Source organism: Saccharopolyspora sp. ASAGF58 (assembly GCF_012277335.1).
GTDB lineage: Bacteria > Actinomycetota > Actinomycetes > Mycobacteriales > Pseudonocardiaceae > Saccharopolyspora > Saccharopolyspora hattusasensis.
In genome coordinates this window covers 7,420,043-7,436,626 of record NZ_CP040605.1, presented here as the reverse complement: position 1 = coordinate 7,436,626, position 16,584 = coordinate 7,420,043, and the positions used below count along the sequence as shown (strand labels likewise).

General features: G+C 65.0%; 2 protein-coding genes (1 of these 2 running past the window's edge). Both read left to right on the top strand.

All coding sequences use genetic code 11. From position 1 onward, the window contains the following. Positions 1 to 14,992: the 3' portion of a hypothetical protein gene (locus FDZ84_RS35020; RefSeq protein ID WP_168589319.1), read on the top strand. 18,365 nt of this gene lie to the left of the window's left edge; 14,992 of the gene's 33,357 nt are visible here — the last part of the coding sequence; its start codon lies off the left edge, out of view; it ends in the stop codon at positions 14,990 to 14,992. Continuing rightward, complete coding sequence (locus FDZ84_RS35015) at positions 14,959 to 16,584, top strand: hypothetical protein (RefSeq protein ID WP_168589318.1); 1,626 nt, start codon at positions 14,959 to 14,961, stop codon at positions 16,582 to 16,584. The genes FDZ84_RS35020 and FDZ84_RS35015 overlap by 34 nt, the downstream gene beginning before the upstream one ends.

Genomic DNA, 16,584 nt, shown 5'->3' with positions numbered 1-16,584 from the left:
GGATAAGCGACAGCGTGCCGTGAACGTGGACCGCAATCGTAGGTGGAGGAAGAAACAGGTAGCGGGACGGTCCGGGGAGTCTTCTGCGGCGGCCGAGCTGAGTGCGTTGATCACTAACGCGGACGCTGGGCTGAAGAGGATGCGCGGTGAGTCGCGGCAAGTTTACGTAGACGGGGTGTATGTAGGTGTAGACGGTCTGATCGATGCAGAGAAAGTGAAGCAGCAGCAGTCGGGCATCGGAGCTCTTGGGGTCCGTGACGGTCTCCCGGATGTGATGGCGTATCACAAGCTGAGTAAGCCGACGGAGGACGTCAGGAAGTTTGATCGAAAACTACAGAAGTTGGACTGGGGTGAACGATACGAGTGGGCCGCGACGCAGTTGGATAAGTGGTCCAGGATCGTGGGTCGTGATGCTGTAAACCGGTTGTTGGATAATGCGGACGGGATTTTGGGGCCGCTGAGGACGTCGGATCGGTTCCGGACTGTGCTGGCGCAGTGGTTGGGTGAGCATCCGGGTGACCGGCACGGTGCTCAGAACCTCCGAGTGGAAATGGCCGCTTACCTGGCCAGGAATCCTGACCTTGGCATGGCGGTGAGTGGTTTAACTCGCGTCGCGTTCAAGAACGCGAAAGCGGAAGAGGCGCGTTGGCAGGAAGATCGTGCTGCGAATCCGGCGGAGGCTGCTGCCCCGACGGTGCGCGGGGTCGATGATGATCCAGCGCTGCGCGTTATTTCTAAGGTTAGTTCGATACAGCGCGAATTCGAGGATGCCGCTCAGGCGTTGCGGCAGTTGGCCCGCGCCGAAGGTCAAGATGCCGTGAACCGTTTGTATGCTCCGGCGGAGAAGGTCTTGGGGCCTCTTAAGGAGTCGAAGTCCTTCCGGGATGTGATGGCACACGAGTTGCTGAAGAAACGGCGGGATGATCAGCAGTTGCAGCGGTTGATGACGGACCCGCAGAGTGATCAGCAGTTGCAGGAGTTGCGGTTTAAACTGGTCCGTTACCTGGCTGGTGACCTGAGCGGCGGAGCGGAACCGGATACGGATACGGATGCGGCCGACAACTTGCTTTCCGTCGGGATGGGGCCGTTGTCTGAACGATCTAAACGCGTTCAGATTATTAACCGCCGCCTGACGATTGGCGGGGCGCTGAGTGGGTTGCAGGACGATGGGGCTCTCAGCGGGGTGCTGCGAGATGCGGCACTTGAGGACCTGCGTCGCGGGAAATACACCCGCGACACTTTGGGGGCGCGGTTCTACAGATCTCGGCAATGGGGCGGCGCCGTTTTTGCGATCCGCGATTTGCAAGATGCGGTGGGGTCTCTGCGGAAGGTTTTGGCGGAGGCGGAGGCAAACACTGACCTGCGGAACGAATATGAACGCAAGATCGAGGAGTGGTTGGATATAGGGGCATTCGATGACACCGCGATCCGCAGCCGGACAAGGGAAGCTGCCCATGCTGTTCGGTTGCTGCGCCGAGAGAACGCGAACCGGGAATTGCAGAAGGTTTTCGAGGAAGCAGGCGGCACGTTAGCGAAGCTGCGCGGGCTGCCCGGTCAAAATCGTAATGTTGTGGTCGATGAGGTCGACCGGCACTTCAGGGAAATACCGGTTGATGATCATGAATTGCGGGATGCGGTCGCGCATCGGCTGCTGACGAATGCAGGTCAGGAGGATCGGATAGCGGATGCGCAGCAGTTCCTGGAGCGACTGCGGCGTCTGAGGGGCGAGGCATCGGGCGTGATTGAGGGCGCGGGGCCGGAGCAGGGGCCGGTTAGGGACATGCAGCCGGAGTCCACCAAGGATGTGTCGGGAAATGCGGCGACCGATGACGCCGGGAGCGTCTTCGGCGAGAGAGCACAGCTCGAGAGGGACCAGCTGCTGGCGCGGCTTCATGGCTTGAGGGGAGAGGAGGATCCGTCAGAGCCGCAAGGCTCCGGTGGATTGCCGGAGGATCAGGCGGACGGCTCAGGGGAGTCTTCTGCGGCGGTCAGGCTGAGCGGGTTGATCGCTGACGCGGAGGCTGGGTTGCAGAGGATGCGCGATGAGGGGCGAGAAGTTCCCGTAGGCGGGGTGGACGTAGGCGTAGACGGTCTGATCGATGCGGTGAAGCCGAGCATGGGAGCTCTTGGGGTCCATGCAGGACTGCGGCATGTGATGGCGCACTACATGCTGAGTCCTCCGGAGAATGGCAAGAGCATCGTGGAGTTGCATGAAGAACTACGTGAGCGGGTGGTGAAGGACCCGCAGTTGCATCAAGAACTACGTGAGTTGGCGGTGCGTGACTGGGACGAGCGATACGAGCGGGCCGAGGAGCAGTTGGATAAGTGGGCCGGGATCGTGGGTCGTGATGCTGTGGTCCGGTTGTTGGCTGATGCGAACGGGATTTTGGGGCCGTTGAGGGTATCGGCGCGGTTCCGGGTTGTGCTGGCGCACTGGTTGGGTGAGCATCCGGGCGATGCGCGCGGTGCTGAGGTGGTGCGGTGGGAAATGGCCGATTACCTGGCCGATGACCTCGCTGACCTCGGTGACCTTGGTGACCTTGGCGTGGTGGTGAGTGGTGTGCCTCACGACGCGATCGAGGGGGTGAGAGCGGGAGAGGCGCGTTGGCAGGCAGATCGTGCTGCGAACCCGGCGGAGGCTGCTGCCCCGATGGTGCGCGGGGTCGATGATGATCCAGCGCTGCGCATTATTTCTCAGATTAGCTCGATACAGCAGTCGGAGTTCGCTGCGGATAACAACGATCGCGACTTCGATGAGCAACGGCCAGAGGCGCCGGAGCGGGTTCCTTCGTCTGTGTCTGGGCAGGTGTTGGGTTCGGGTGTTGCGGAGATTCCGGCGGGGATTATGGTGTCGCCGTCGGATTTGGGGGAGGATCTCGTTGCTGTAGTGCGTGATTTGCCGGTTGAGGATGGCGTGTTGGCGGTGGTGGCGAAAGGTGATGGGCACGGTGGAGTGCTTCTCGGCGGTGAGAGTGTGGATGCTCAGCGGTTGGCTAGTTTGATTCAAGGGAGCGTGTCCGGGAAGAGCAAGATCCGGTTGTATGCCTGTGAGGTCTCGGGGGAGTTCGCGACGGCGCTGGATGGGGCGTCGGGTGTTGAGGTGATCTGGACGGGGGACCTTGTGGTGTTCGGTCCGGATACCAAAGGGCTTTCCTCCATGGTGGTTGGTTCCTATGTGGATGAGTATTTGCGTCTGAACGTTAGGGAGGGCGCCTGGGTTACGACCCGGCCGGAGGCTTGGCCACCGGGGCAGTCCCCGTCTGATGTTTCCTTGCCGTCGGGTCGGCGCGGGTTGAGTCCTCGCTGGGTGCATTTGCGTGCGGAGACGGCGCGGTTCCGGACGGGGCCGCAGCCGGATCTGGCGTGGCTGCGGGAGTCCGGTCAGACCGCGAAGGTGGTTCAGGCTCGCAGTGCGATCACGGCGGCTGATGACCGGCTCACCCAGGTTTACAGCATGGTGGATGCGCCGGTGCCGGAGGAGCCGGCCACGACTGTCACGGCGGCCGGTTCCGCCGAGACCGACGTGTTGGTCAAGGCGGCGACGGATGTCACTACCTCGGCCGCGGCGAGTGTCGAGCGTGCTGCGCGGCAAGCCGGGAAGTGGACGGCCGCGCAGCAAGAGTTGACGGCGGCCACGCAGCGGCAGGGCGAAGTGCGTGCCGAACTCAAGGCGGCACGGCAGGATCTTGATGCGCCATGGAAGGACCTGGTTCAGACATGGGCGGAGGAGAGGGTGGCCCGGGAGCGGGTGGAGTTGCTGGGAAACGAGGACGAGGACCAGGGGGTTGAGCGGGAGAAGTTGCGTGCCCAGCACGCTGCCGCGGCAGCGCGGGTGAAGACCGCTGAAGCGGCGCTGACCGCTGTGCAGGAGCGGGTTGATCGACTGGCCAGGGCGGATCGGGAAGCGGGTGAGCATATCGCTGTGGCGGTTGCCCGGGTGGAATCCGAGCGTGGTTTCACTGTGGACGCGGCCAGGACGGCCACCAAGGCGGTGGCTCAGGCCCGTATCGCGGCGGATCGCGCGGATGTGACGGTCCGGCAGGTCGATCTGCCGTCGTATACGGGCGATGGTGCGATGGGCAGCGGGAAGATCTGGAGGCCCGGCGAGATCGATCCGGAGCAGGTTCTTGCGGCGTTGCCGGTCGGTGTGCGCGAGGGCGCCCGGGCGGTGGTCGAGGAGTTGTTCTCCGAGGCCAAGATCGGGGACACGCTGCGGCGTCTTGCCGATGAAGGTATCCGGGTCGAGGTCGATTCCCGTGAGCTGCATGTGAAGTTCGAACGGACCGCGGCGACGCCGGTGCAGGTGCCCAAGGGTGAGGGTTTCACGGAGTGGGGTATTCGCTCGGCCGATGCGAGCCGGACTATCACGCGGGAAGGGGGCCCGCAGTACAGTCTGCCCGCTGGTATCCCGAACATGCTGGGTGCGGCGACCGAAGGGGTGGCTCGTAGCTGGCTGTTGCATCCGTCGGTGCGGCCGTCGTGGGGGACCAACGAGCAACGCAACCTGGTGTCGACGACCGAGTTTTCCCGCGGGATCAACAGCCGGCCCGCGGAGCGGCATAGTATCCAGGTTCCGGAGCGGCATTTCGTTGTCGATGGTCGTTTCGTGATCGATGTGCGGGTGGGGGATGCCCCGCCGCGGACGTACCGCAGCGACGTGATCCGTGATGTGGCATTGGTGCGTTTTTACGGGGAGGATGTGCCACCGGCGACCATCAACCCGGGCCCGGGTGGGCCGGTGCTGCCTGTGCCCGCTTCCGCCTTGCATGAGGTGTTCGTGGTGCCGCAAGCCGCGGCGGTGCGGCGGATCCGTCAGCGGGTTCTGGCCGGGTTGCCATTGCCGAAGGTGGGTGTGGAAGTCCGTGATGCGGTGTCGCGTGAGTTGGCGGAAGACGCCGCGATCGTGAAGTTCGGGGAGATCACCGGTGGTGGTTACCGGTCGAGCCCGTTGCGGTTGCCGGGTGCGACGCTGAACACGTTGTCGTTGGAGGTGTCCGCGGCACTGCGGTCGGTGCGGCGGGTCGATGACCGTGTTGTGCCGGATGTGAACCTGCGGCAGATCGCCGGCGGTGACACGAAGTTTGACACGAGCGTGGCACAGTCGGCGAGTATCGAAGGTTCGGCGAGTGTGGGGCCTGCACTGGTCACCGAACTGAAGGAGCAACGACGCGGTCTCGGCGCGTATACGGTGATCACACCGTTCACGGTGTCCGGTGCGGCGGAATCAGGTGAGACGCTGACGCAGGTGGTGGGCACGAGTTCCGGGAAGAAGACCGTCGCGAGCATCGAGGGCGATTCCGTTCTGGTGGAGGCGACGCTGGACATGCGGGTGCAGCGGTATTCCACGGATCCGGCGCTGGAAGGCTCGGATACCGTGGCGGAGAAGGTGTTTTTGTGGATGCCGGTGGAGGAATTCGCGCGGCTGGAGGAGATTTCCGCGGCACACTCCGCTCTGCGGGTCGCCGAGGAGCACGACGGGCCGCACGAACCCCCCGCGGTTCCGGAGGGGCTGCGGCAGAGCCAGAACTTCCGTGACCTGGTGGATCGTGTGCGTCCCGAGGGCACCCGCACGCCGGCCGAAACCGAAACCGTAACCGAAGCCGAAGCCGTAGCCGTAGCCGAAGCCGTAACCGAAGCTGAAGCCGGGGGAGGGGATGCCCGGCTGGGAAACGACAGGGCCGAGCAGCTCGCCTTGTCGGTCTTGGCTGATTACGGTAAGCGTCCGGAGATCACGATTCCGGTGGGTGGGCGCCGGCAGCCCGACATGCTGGCGGCGGGTAAGAGCACCGGTGGTGGTGTGGTGGATCGGGCGCCGGGGATCGAGCGGGTGCTTCCGGAAGTGCGGCGGTTGCTGCGTGAGTCGGTGGGTGAGGAGCTGGCGTCGCTGGACCATGACCTGCGGTCGGTCGTGGAGAGCTTGTTGTCCTCGGCTTTCGGTGCGCCGGGGTTGTTCCGGGAGTTCAGTGGCGAGTTGCGTGGGGCGACCGAGACGATCCGGGTCGGTGACCGGTTGGTGACGATCGAGGTCAGGCCGCGACTGGGTGCGCTGGTCGGGACCGGTCGGGTGGAGAAGGCCAATGTGGATGTCACCGCGAGGAACGCGATCCGTGGCGAGGGCAAGGCGAAAGCGGGCACGAAGCAGCGGATCGGTGTCGAGTCGGGTGCCACGGTCGGCACCAAACGCAAGGATTTCTGGCGCACCCTGGGTTTCCTCGCCACCGGGTCGGTCCAGTTCTCGCACAGCTATATCGGCACTGTCGGGCAGAGTCACAAGGTCCACCGGCGCGCGAGGTTCGTGGGGCCCGCGGTCACCTTCGACCGGCGGGTGACCTGGTCGATTTCCGTGTCGACGAAGACCATCCCTGCCGAGACCGGGCAGCCGGAGCCGTCGCAGGCCGGGCAGCCGGAGCCGTCGCAGGCCGGGCAGCAGGGGTCGCAGGCCGGGCAGTCGGGGTCGTGGTACCGGGGACTGGGGCTGTTGGGGGGGTGGGGGAGGCGGTCTGATGAGGCTGATAGCGGTGGTATCGAGCTTGACACGTTGTCCGGGGATACCGTGACGGCGGGCAGTGACTCGGACAGTGTGGGGAGTTTTGGGGGTGCTTCGGCGTCCAGTAGTGCCACGACGGTCAGTGGTTCCACGGTCGATGGCTGGACGCGGGTGCTGGTTCCGGAGCCGTTGGCACCCATCACCGAGCAGGGTGATCTGAGGAATCTGGGTACGGTCATCAGGGACTTCGACTACGACGACCAGGACGGTAACCCGTTCCAGGTGCAGGTGGAGTTCGTGATGCCGCAGGGTGTGGCGACGCCGTCCACGGTGTTGGGTGAGCCTGTCGAAGCGATCCTGGAGGACCGTGCGGGTGGGCAGCGGCAGGACTTGACCACGGCTGGTGAGAACTCGCCGGATTCGCTGGAAGCGCAATTCGACCAGTTGGTGTCGCCGGGTGGGGTGGTGATCGCGGGGAGCCGGGTGCGGTTGCGGCTGTTCGATGTTCATCCGGTGGGGACGGCCGCGAAAAAGCTGAATCTGGAGGTGGGTACCGAGGGCGGGCTGAAGCTGGACGGTCAGGAGATGAGGGGGAGAGGTTTCGAGGGGCGTTTGCGTGGTTCGGCGTGGATGTTGTTCGGGGGTAAATCGAGCCGGGCCTATGTGGCTCCGTCGTTGACCGGGCGGGGCAGGTTCGGTGAGGAGGAAGGAGCCACGTTCGGTCGTGGCACCCAACGCCGGCGGGTCGGCCGGACGACCGGGGCCACGCATCTGTACCGGGCGCATGGGGTGTTCGAGATCACCAGCTACGGGGAGTCGGGGTCCGGGGCTGCCGGGAGTACCGAGACGGTCGTGGTCGGTGGTGGTGTGGAGTTCCTGCTGTCCGACATCGTCGCGCAGCGGCTGCGCACCCACCCGGTCCGGGAACCGGCAGCGCAGGGACGGCCCCCGCGGACCCGGCACCTTGAGTTGCCCGCGGGGGTGGAGCCGAAACCGGCACCGGTGACCGAGGTGCGGTATCCGCCGGAGTTCGTGTTCTCCGGTGCCGCGCTGGGCCCGACCCTCGTTACCGAGATCTCCAACGCACACGAGGTCGCTCCGCTGATCAAGAGCATGATCTCCGAGCATGCTCCCGGTTTCCGGTCGGGTCGCTGGCTGGAGGTACCGACCGGGATCGCGGGGTCGGTGGACACACTGGCGTCGGTGAACGCCTTGGCTGCCCGGTTCGGGCAGGAAGCGACGTCCGGGGTGCCGTTGCTGGCGGCCCGGCCGTATCGGGGCGGCACCGAGACGATCGAGTTCGTCATCCGCGCGCGGTACGCGCCGGACGCTGTGGCCACCCCGGATAAGGACACCAAGTCCGACACGTCGTTTTTGCATTCCGAGAAACGGGTGCGCACCGTGGCCCGGTCGCGGGCCGTCGGCGGCGGCGCGAGTGTGCTCGTGGCCGGTAAGGGCCGCGGGAACCTGCGCCGGGGGGGCGCGCACCCCCAGGTGGGCTACGACAACGAATCGTCACGGATCCAACGCGACTCCGAAAGCGATACGTTCAAGTCGCGGGTGCTGGGGACCGAGGCGATCTCTTACTCCTACACCTGGCCGACGTGGTTCCAGGTGGAGATGTACCGGACGTGGACCCCGGACGCGATGCTGAACACCCTGCTGCTGAACAAGCCGAGGCAGGGTATCGAGATGTGGGCGGCGATGCGGGAGGACACCCGGACCCCGCTCCAGCGGGGGTTCACCAGCGAGGGCACGGCCCGGTACATCATCCCGGGGGGCCTGACCACGACCACGCCGCCGCTGCCCCGCCCGGTGCGTATCGGCGGCCGGCTGGTGCCGGCCGGAGGTGCGCAGCGGCTGGGGCCGCTGCCGCAGGATCTGCGGGGGGTGGACGTGATCCCGCTGGCACTGCCCGGAAGCGAGCGGTTGTTCCCGTGGCTGGCCGCGGTGCTGGCGCATCCCGCACCCGAACCGGCCGATGACGCCGACCCGCAGACCTCGGAGGGGTCGATGCGGGCGCCCGCCGGCAACGGCTGGGTCCGCCCGGCCACCCTGCCGGCGCAGATGCTGTGGCAACTCGGCGGGGAAGAAGGCTTGACCGCGATGATGCCGGACCTGCTGGCCGACCCGGTGGTCTTCCCCGCCATGGTCGAGACCGGGATGGTCTGGGACGACGAGCACGGTCTCGCGGTGCGCCTGCGGTTCACCGGGATCGAGTACGTCGACTCTTTCACCGCGACCGGCGAGCTGACCCAGGAACAGAAAACCGAGCAGGAGCTCGTCCAGTCCGAAGGCGGCAAGACCAGCGCGGCTGTGATCGGGCAGGCCACGGTCGATAGCGGCGGACCCGGGGCCAGTGGTGAACACGGCAAGCTCACCGGGGACATGCTCTTACCCGGCGAGACCAGCACGCTTGATCCCTCGGTCGGGCTATCGGCCACCTGGTCGGACCCGCGCGTCCAGAAATTCACCGGCGGCACTACCCGGGAGGCCACCACCGAGAAGAAAGGCACCTACCACGTCTACCGGGCTGCCGAGGCGGTCTACACGATCACCGACCTGACCAAGCGTCGCGTCTTTTCTGCTGCCCTGCCGGGAAAAACGGCCGAGGTCGAGGTGACCATCACCAACGGCGGGTACTTCGCGGTGGAATCCACACAGGCCGCGGCGAAGAACCTGCCCGGACCCCCACCCAAGCCGACCACACCGGCTACCACACCCGCTACCGCACCGGCCCCGACCGCGGCCCTGGGCCCGGCCGCGTTGCCCGCGGTCTGGACACCCCACACCGGCGATGAGCACGCAGCCGGGCTGCTGCCCAAGATCCGTGGCCACCTGGTGGTCGGGCTGACCGCCTCCGGCGGCACCCTCACCGTGCCCGAGCTGGCCGCGCGGATCGAGCGGCTCCCGGGCTGGGCCAGACGGCCGATCGTGCTGGTGGGCACTGAGGGAACGCTGGAGCTCTCCGATGCGGCCGGGCTGCGTGACACCCTTGGTGTCGACGTGATCGCGGCCGATCACGAGGTCTGGCATGCCGCCGACGGCCGAGTGGTCACCGGCAGCTTGTCTTTCGTTCGCGGCGGGGCGCCGACCTGGAGCGAACGGGCCGAAGCGGTACTCGGCGGTGAGGTCCGCTCCGCCACCGCCGGGCACTGGCACCTGCTGTCGGCCGCGGGCGGCACCCGCCGGCTTCCCGGCGCGGATCTCGTCGCAGCACTGGCCAGTACCGGCACCCCGGCACAAGCGGGAACCGCGCCACGATCCGACTTCCGCTGGGGCGCACGCAGCGCGCCGGTAGCTCTGGCCATCCACGGGGCCACCGACACCGCCGACTACACCACCTGGACCCGCTCGCCGTATCACGCCGCCGCCCGCCCGGAGGGCAGCAAACCACTGCTGGTCCTCGGGCACGACGACACCATCATCCCCAACACCGAGGTCACCAATCTGCGCGACCATACCGGCGCGGACGTGCTGGCACGGGTCAACCGGGGCCGGGGCCCGAAATGGATGCTGCACCGCGCCGACGGCAGCCGACCACGACCGGTCGACCCCCCCACCGAGGTGACCCCCACACCACGACCGCAACCCCTGCTGTTCGCCGGCCCCGAGGATTCCCCCGCGACGATCGCACAGGCCGCGCGGTCGGCACCCGACCTGCCGGGCACCCAGCCCGTCGGCGTGCACGTGACACCCGACGGACTGGCGGTGCTGCCCGATGGCCGGAAGGTGACACCCGAAGCCTTCGCCGACGAGGTACGACAACACCCGCGTTTCGTCCCGGGACTGACCATCGCGCTGCTGGGATGCGCCGCCAACCGAGAACCAGAGCCGGGCCAACCCACGTTCGCGCAGCGGTTCGCCCGAGCACTACGCACACGGGTGTGGACAACAACCGACGATGTGGTTCAAACCACGGACAAGCGTGTGCACGCCACCCAGGTCACGGTCACCGGGGACGGCACGTTGCTGCCGCAGTTCAAAGACGGGCAGGGCACCGGACACTGGGACCTGCTAGACCCCGAAGGCCAACCACTGCGGACGGCCGGACCGGACCTGGCTGCCGCGGTCACACCGGACGGCACCGCCCCGCCGCCCTACACCGACGGAACCCATCCGACCCCGGTGATCAGATGGACGGGTCGCAAGCGAAAGGCCGCCGCCGGCCCGGTTGGTGCGGGGGCCTCTGGGCCCTCTGGGCAGCAGGATGCTGAGGCAGGGAAGGCGAAGCGGGTCCGGCGGCCCGGGATCCCTCCGGAGGAGTTGGGTGAGTGGGTGGTGCGGGCTCAAAACGAGGGAGGGGCCAAGACGGCTGAGGAAGGACTGGAATGGGTGCATAGCAAGGAATTCGGGGTTAAGAAAGAAGCTTGGCTGGATGCGTGGCGTGCTGACGGCGGGAAGCAGAAGCGGGTTCCGCGGACCGGGATCCCTCCGGAGGAGGTGGGTAAGTGGGACGAGGAACGCAAACAGAGACGGAAGGAAGTGAACAAACGTTACTGGGCGGAGCTCCCCCCGGACAAGAAAGAGGAAATGCTACAAGAAAGAAGGGAATACAAGAGACTTCGCAGGGCGGAGCTCCCCCCGGACAAGAAAGAGGAAATGCTACAAGAAAGAAGGGGATACGAGAGACTTCGCAGGGCGGAGCTCCCCCCGGACAAGAAAGAGGAAATGCTACAAGAAAGAAGGGAATACGAGAGACTTCGCATGGCGGAGTTCACCGAGGAGCAGAAAGCGGAGAAACGGCGGCAAGAGGAGCTGTTGAAGGAGTGGGTTAGGAAAGCTCAAGCGGTGGCCAAGACGGCTCAGGCTGGGCTGACGTGGGCGAATGGGCAGGGGTTCTGGGTTGGGAAGAACGTTTGGGGGGATATGTGGCGTGAGGAGGCTGGGAAGGAGAAGCGGGGTCAGGGCTCTGTGCGCGATGAGAAGCTGGTGGAGGAGTGGGTTGTGCTGGCTCACGTGGTGGGAGAGGCCAAGACGGCTAAGGCAGGTCTGGAATGGGTGAATAAGCTGGGGGTCAGGGTTAACAAAAATCTTTGGGGGAAGGTGTGGCGTGAGGTGCTTGGGAAGGAGGAGCGGTTTCAGCGGCGTAGGGTAGATAAGATTTCTGAGTTGGTTGTGCTGGCTGAAAAGGTGGGAGGGGCCAGGACGGTTGAGCAAGGGCTGGAATGGGTGAATGGGCTGGGGGTCGGGGTTGACAAAAATCTTTGGGGGGAGATGTGGCGTGGTCGTGCGTTTTTGGATAACTGGTCTACTGCTTTTGAGGATGAGGATCCACTCGGGTGGACGGGGTTTGACGGTATTGGTGAGAGGGATGTTGCAGGCGATCTGAGTTTGGTGCCGATAGATTGGGCGGGGTTTGCCGAGTCGGAGGGTTGGCCGGAGGTCGAGAGGTTGCAGTTGGCTGCTACGGAGCTGGTGAGTCCGTACTTGTTCGCTCCGCAGTTTGTGGGTGTGAGGCCGCCGGAGAAGGTGGCGTTTGATTTGGTGGTGGATCAGGTTGCATTCAGGCTGCATCAAGCCTCGCTGGTTGGTCTGTCCGAGTCACAGGCCGTTGCGGCCGCGCGGACGCGTGCTGAAGAGTTGGCGGATAGGGTGCGCGAGGCGGGTTTGGGGGGCGTGCCGGATTTGGGGCGTACTGCTCCTCCGCCGGTGCGTGGTGTTGAGGGTGTGCCGTCGGTTGTTGGGGGTGTTGGGCAGCGCGAACCAGTAGGGGGTGAGGACTTGGAGCGGGGGTCGGGGGAGGGGTATCCGGGTGAGTCGCAGGCTGGGCCGTCGACGGTCCAGGCCGCCGCCCACCAGGGGTCGGCTGCGGGTGGTGTGGCGGCCTCTGGGCAGCCGCATGCTGATGCGAAAAAGGCGAAGCGGGTTCAGCAGCCTGGGAGAGATAAGGAGCTGTTGAAGAAGTTGGTTCTGCAGGCTAAAAACGAGGGAGCCGCCGATACGGCTAAGCAAGGACTGCAGTGGGCGAACGAACAGGGGTTCCGGATTGGGAAAAACATTTGGGGGGCAATGTGGAATGAGGTGTTTGGGAAGTCGAAGCGGGGGCAGGGGTCTGCGAGAGATAAGAAGCTGTTGAAGGAGTGGGTTACGAAGGCTCAAGCGGTGGCCAAGACGGCTCAGGCTGGGCTGACGTGGGCGAATGGGCAGGGGTTCTGGGTTGGGAAGAATGTTTGGGGGGATATGTGGCGTGAGGAGGCTGGGAAGGAGAAGCGGGGTCAGGGCTCTGTGAGTGATGAGAAGCTGGTGAAGGAATGGGTTGTGCTGGCTCACGTGGTGAAAGAAGCCAAGACGGCTAAGGCAGGTCTGGAATGGGTGAATGAGCTGGGGGTCAGGGTTAACAAAAATCTTTGGGGGGAGGTGTGGCGTGAGGTGCTTGGGAAGGAGAAGCGGTTTCAGCGGCCTGGGGTGGATAAGAATCGGTTGCATGAGTTGGTTGTGCTGGCTGAAAAGGTGGGAGGGGCCAGGACGGTTGAGCAAGGGCTGGAATGGGTGAATGGTCTGGGGGTCGGGGTTGACAAAAATCTTTGGGGGGAGATGTGGCGTGGTCGTGCGTTTTTGGATAACTGGTCTACTGATCTTGAGGATGAGGATCCACTCGGGTGGACGGGGTTTGACGGTATTGGTGAGAGGGATGTTGCAGGCGATCTGAGTTTGTTGCCGATAGATTGGGCTGGGTTTGCCGAGTCGGAGGGTTGGCCGGAGGTCGAGAGGTTGCAGTTGGCTGCTACGGAGCTGGTGAGTCCGTACTTGTTCGCTCCGCAGTTTGTGGGTGTGAGGCCGCCGGAGAAGGTGGTGTTTGATTTGGTGGTGGATCAGGTTGCATTCACGCTGCATCAAGCCTCGCTGGTTGGTCTGTCCAAGTCACAGGCCGTTGCGGCCGCGCGGACGCGTGCTGAAGAGCTGGCGGATAGGGTGCGCGAGGCGGGTTTGGGGGGCGTGCCGGATTTGGGGCGTACTGCTCCTCCGCCGGTGCGTGGTGTTGAGGGTGTGCCGTCGGTTGTTGAGGGTGTGGGGGAGCGCGGGCCGTTTTGGGGTGGGTCCTCGGAGTGGGGGTCGTGGCAGGTGTATCCGGGGCGAGCTATAGATGAGGGAGGGGCCAGGACAGCTGCTCAGGACGGAAGCTGGCCGTGGCCGGTCGATCCGCTGGCCGAAGCGACCCACACGCCACGACCGCAACCGCTGCTGTTCGCCGGGCCCAAGGATTCCCCCGCGACGATCGCACAGGCCGAGCGGTCGGCACCCGACCTGCCGGGCACCCAGCCCGTCGGCGTGCACGTGACACCCGACGGACTGGCGGTGTTGCCCGATGGCCGGGAGGTGACACCCGAAGCTTTCGCCGACGAGGTGCGACTACACCCGCGTTTCGTCCCGGGACTGACAGTCGCGCTGCTGGGATGCGCCGCCAACCGACCACCAGAGCCGGGCCAACCCACGTTCGCGCAGCGGCTCGCCCGAGCACTGCGCACATGGGTGTGGACAACAACCGACGATGTGGTTCAAACCACGGACAAGCGTGTGCACGCCACCCAGGTCACGGTCACCGGGGACGGCACGTTGCTGCCGCAGTTCAAAGACGGGCAGGGCACCGGACACTGGGACCTGCTAGACCCCGAAGGCCAACCACTACGGACGGCCGGACCCGACCTGGCTGCCGCGGTCGCACCGGACGGCACTGCACCGCCGCGCGACCCCGACGGAACACACCCAACCCCGGTGATCAGGTGGATGGGTCGCAAGCGAAAGGCCGCCGCCGGCCCGGATGGTGCGGGGCCCTCTGGGCAGCAGGACGCTGAGGCGGGGAAGGTGAAGCGGGTCCGGCGGCCCGGGATTCCTCCGGAGAAGTTGGGTGAGTGGGTTGTGCGGGCTAAAAAGGAGGGGAAGGCCGAGACGGCTGACGAAGGAATGGAATGGGTGCGTACACAGGAGGTCGGGGTTGACTCAAACGCTTGGCTGGATGCGTGGCGTGCTGACGGCGGGAAGGAGAAGCGGGTTCAGCGGCCCGGGATTCCTCCGGAGAAGTTGGGTGAGTGGGTTGTGCGGGCTAAAAAGGAAGGAAAGGCCGAGACGGCTGAGAAAGGACTGGAATGGGTGCGTACACAGGAGGTCGGGGTTAAAGCAGAAGTTTGGCTGGATGCGTGGCGTGCTGACGGCGGGAAGGAGAAGCGAGTTCGGCGGCCCAGGATAGATGAAAAGCTGTTGAATGAGTGGGTTGTGCGGGCTAAAAAGGAGGGAAAGGCCGAGACGGCTGTGGCAGGACTGAGATGGGTGAATGAACAGGGGCTCGAGGTTAACAAAAACGCTTGGGGGAAGGCGTGGCGTGTTGAGGGCGGGAAGGAGAAGCAGGTTGGGAAAGATAAGAAGCTGTTGAATGAGTGGGTTGTGCGGGCTCACGAGGAGGGAGGGGCCAGGACGGCTGCGGCAGGACTGGAATGGGTGCGTGGACAGGGGGTCGAGGTTGGGAAAAACGCTTGGGGAAGGCGTGGCGTGGTCGTGGGGTTTTAGATTACTGGTCTGCTGATTTTGAGGATGCGGATCCACTCCCGTGGGAGGGGTTCGACGGTATAGATGAGAGGGATGTTGCTGGCGATCTGCATTTGTTGCCGGTGGAATGGGCGGGGCTTGCCGAGGGCGAAGTGGCGAGGTTGCGGTTAAAAGCTGCGGAGCTGGTGAGTCCGTTTTTGTTCGCTCCGCAGTCTGTGGGTGTGGAGGGTGTGGAGTCTCCGGAACGGGTGGCGTTTGATTTGGTGGTGGATCAGGTTGCATTCACGCTGCAGCAAGCCCCGCTGGTTGGACTGTCCGAGTCACAGGCCGTTGCGGCCGCGCGGACACGTGCTGAAGAGCTGGCGGATAGGGTGCGCGAGGCGGGTTTGGGGGGCGTGCCGGATTTGGGGCCTACTTCCCGGCCGCCGGAGCGTGGTGTTGACGGTGTGCCGTCGGTTGTTGGGGGTGTTGGGCAGCGCGAACCGGTAGGGGGTGAGGACTCGGAGCGGGGGTCGGTGGAGGGGTATCCGGGTGAGTCGCAGGCTGGGCCGTCGACGGTCCAGGCCGCCGCCCACCAGGGGCCGACTGTGGGTGGTGCGGTGGCCTCTGGGCAGCAGGATGCTGAGGCGGGAGGGGCCAGGACCGTTCAGGACGGACGCAAACAGAGAAGGACGAAAGCGGCCAGCCGTTACTGGGCGGAGCTCTCCCCGGACGCTCGGGTGTCTGCCTCGCTCATGAGCGAGCGGGACAAGCTGATTGAGGAGGCGAATGCGTTGCCGGAGCTCGATCCGGCTCGAGAGGCGGAGCTTGGTCGTATTGAAGATCTGCAGGGGGGGATAGACGACCTGCAGGAGGAGGCGAGTTCGCGAATACTCCTAGACGAAGAAGCGGCTCCGGCGATCGAGGCGGACTCGGAATCGTTGGGTGCCGCGGTAGCGCCGGACCGCACGGCCCCGCCGCGCTACACCGACGGAGCACACCTGACCCCGGTGATCAGGCGGAGGGGTAGTGAGAAACGGACCAAAGAGGAGCGCCTAGAGAGAAGGCGGGAAACTAGCAGACTTTCCATGAGACGTCACCGGGCGGGGCTCACCGAGGCGCAGAAAGAGGATAAACGGCGGAAAGATCGGGACGCAAAGAGGCGCAAGAAGGAGGAGCGGGACGAGCTGGTGTTGGCGGAGTGGGCTGCGCAGGTGCGGGCATCGCTGGAGGGGATTAAGTCTCGGCAGGATTGGTTTGAGTGGCAGGATCGGGATTCTGCTCTGCAGTTGGGGCAGGAGTTGCCGACGTTGGATGAGGCTATGCGGGACGAGCGGGAGGAGTTGCAACGGCAGTTAGTCAAGATTACGGCGGAGGTGGTTGTTGAGTTGAAGAGGTTGGTCGGGCTTTTGGACGGGCATTTGGCGGCGTTGCCCGCGGATTCCCTTCCGAAGGTGCGCGAACAGTTCGCTCTTGCGAAGGCGGCAGCGGAGCAGGGAAGTTGGCCCCTGGATCAGGTGTACAAGATCGCGTCGAAGCTGGGGGGGATGCTGAAAATGGAGCAGTTTTTGCGGAATTACCGGCTGGGCTTGGCGCGGGACGGCGACTCGAGGCGAGCTCCGGATGACGAGTGA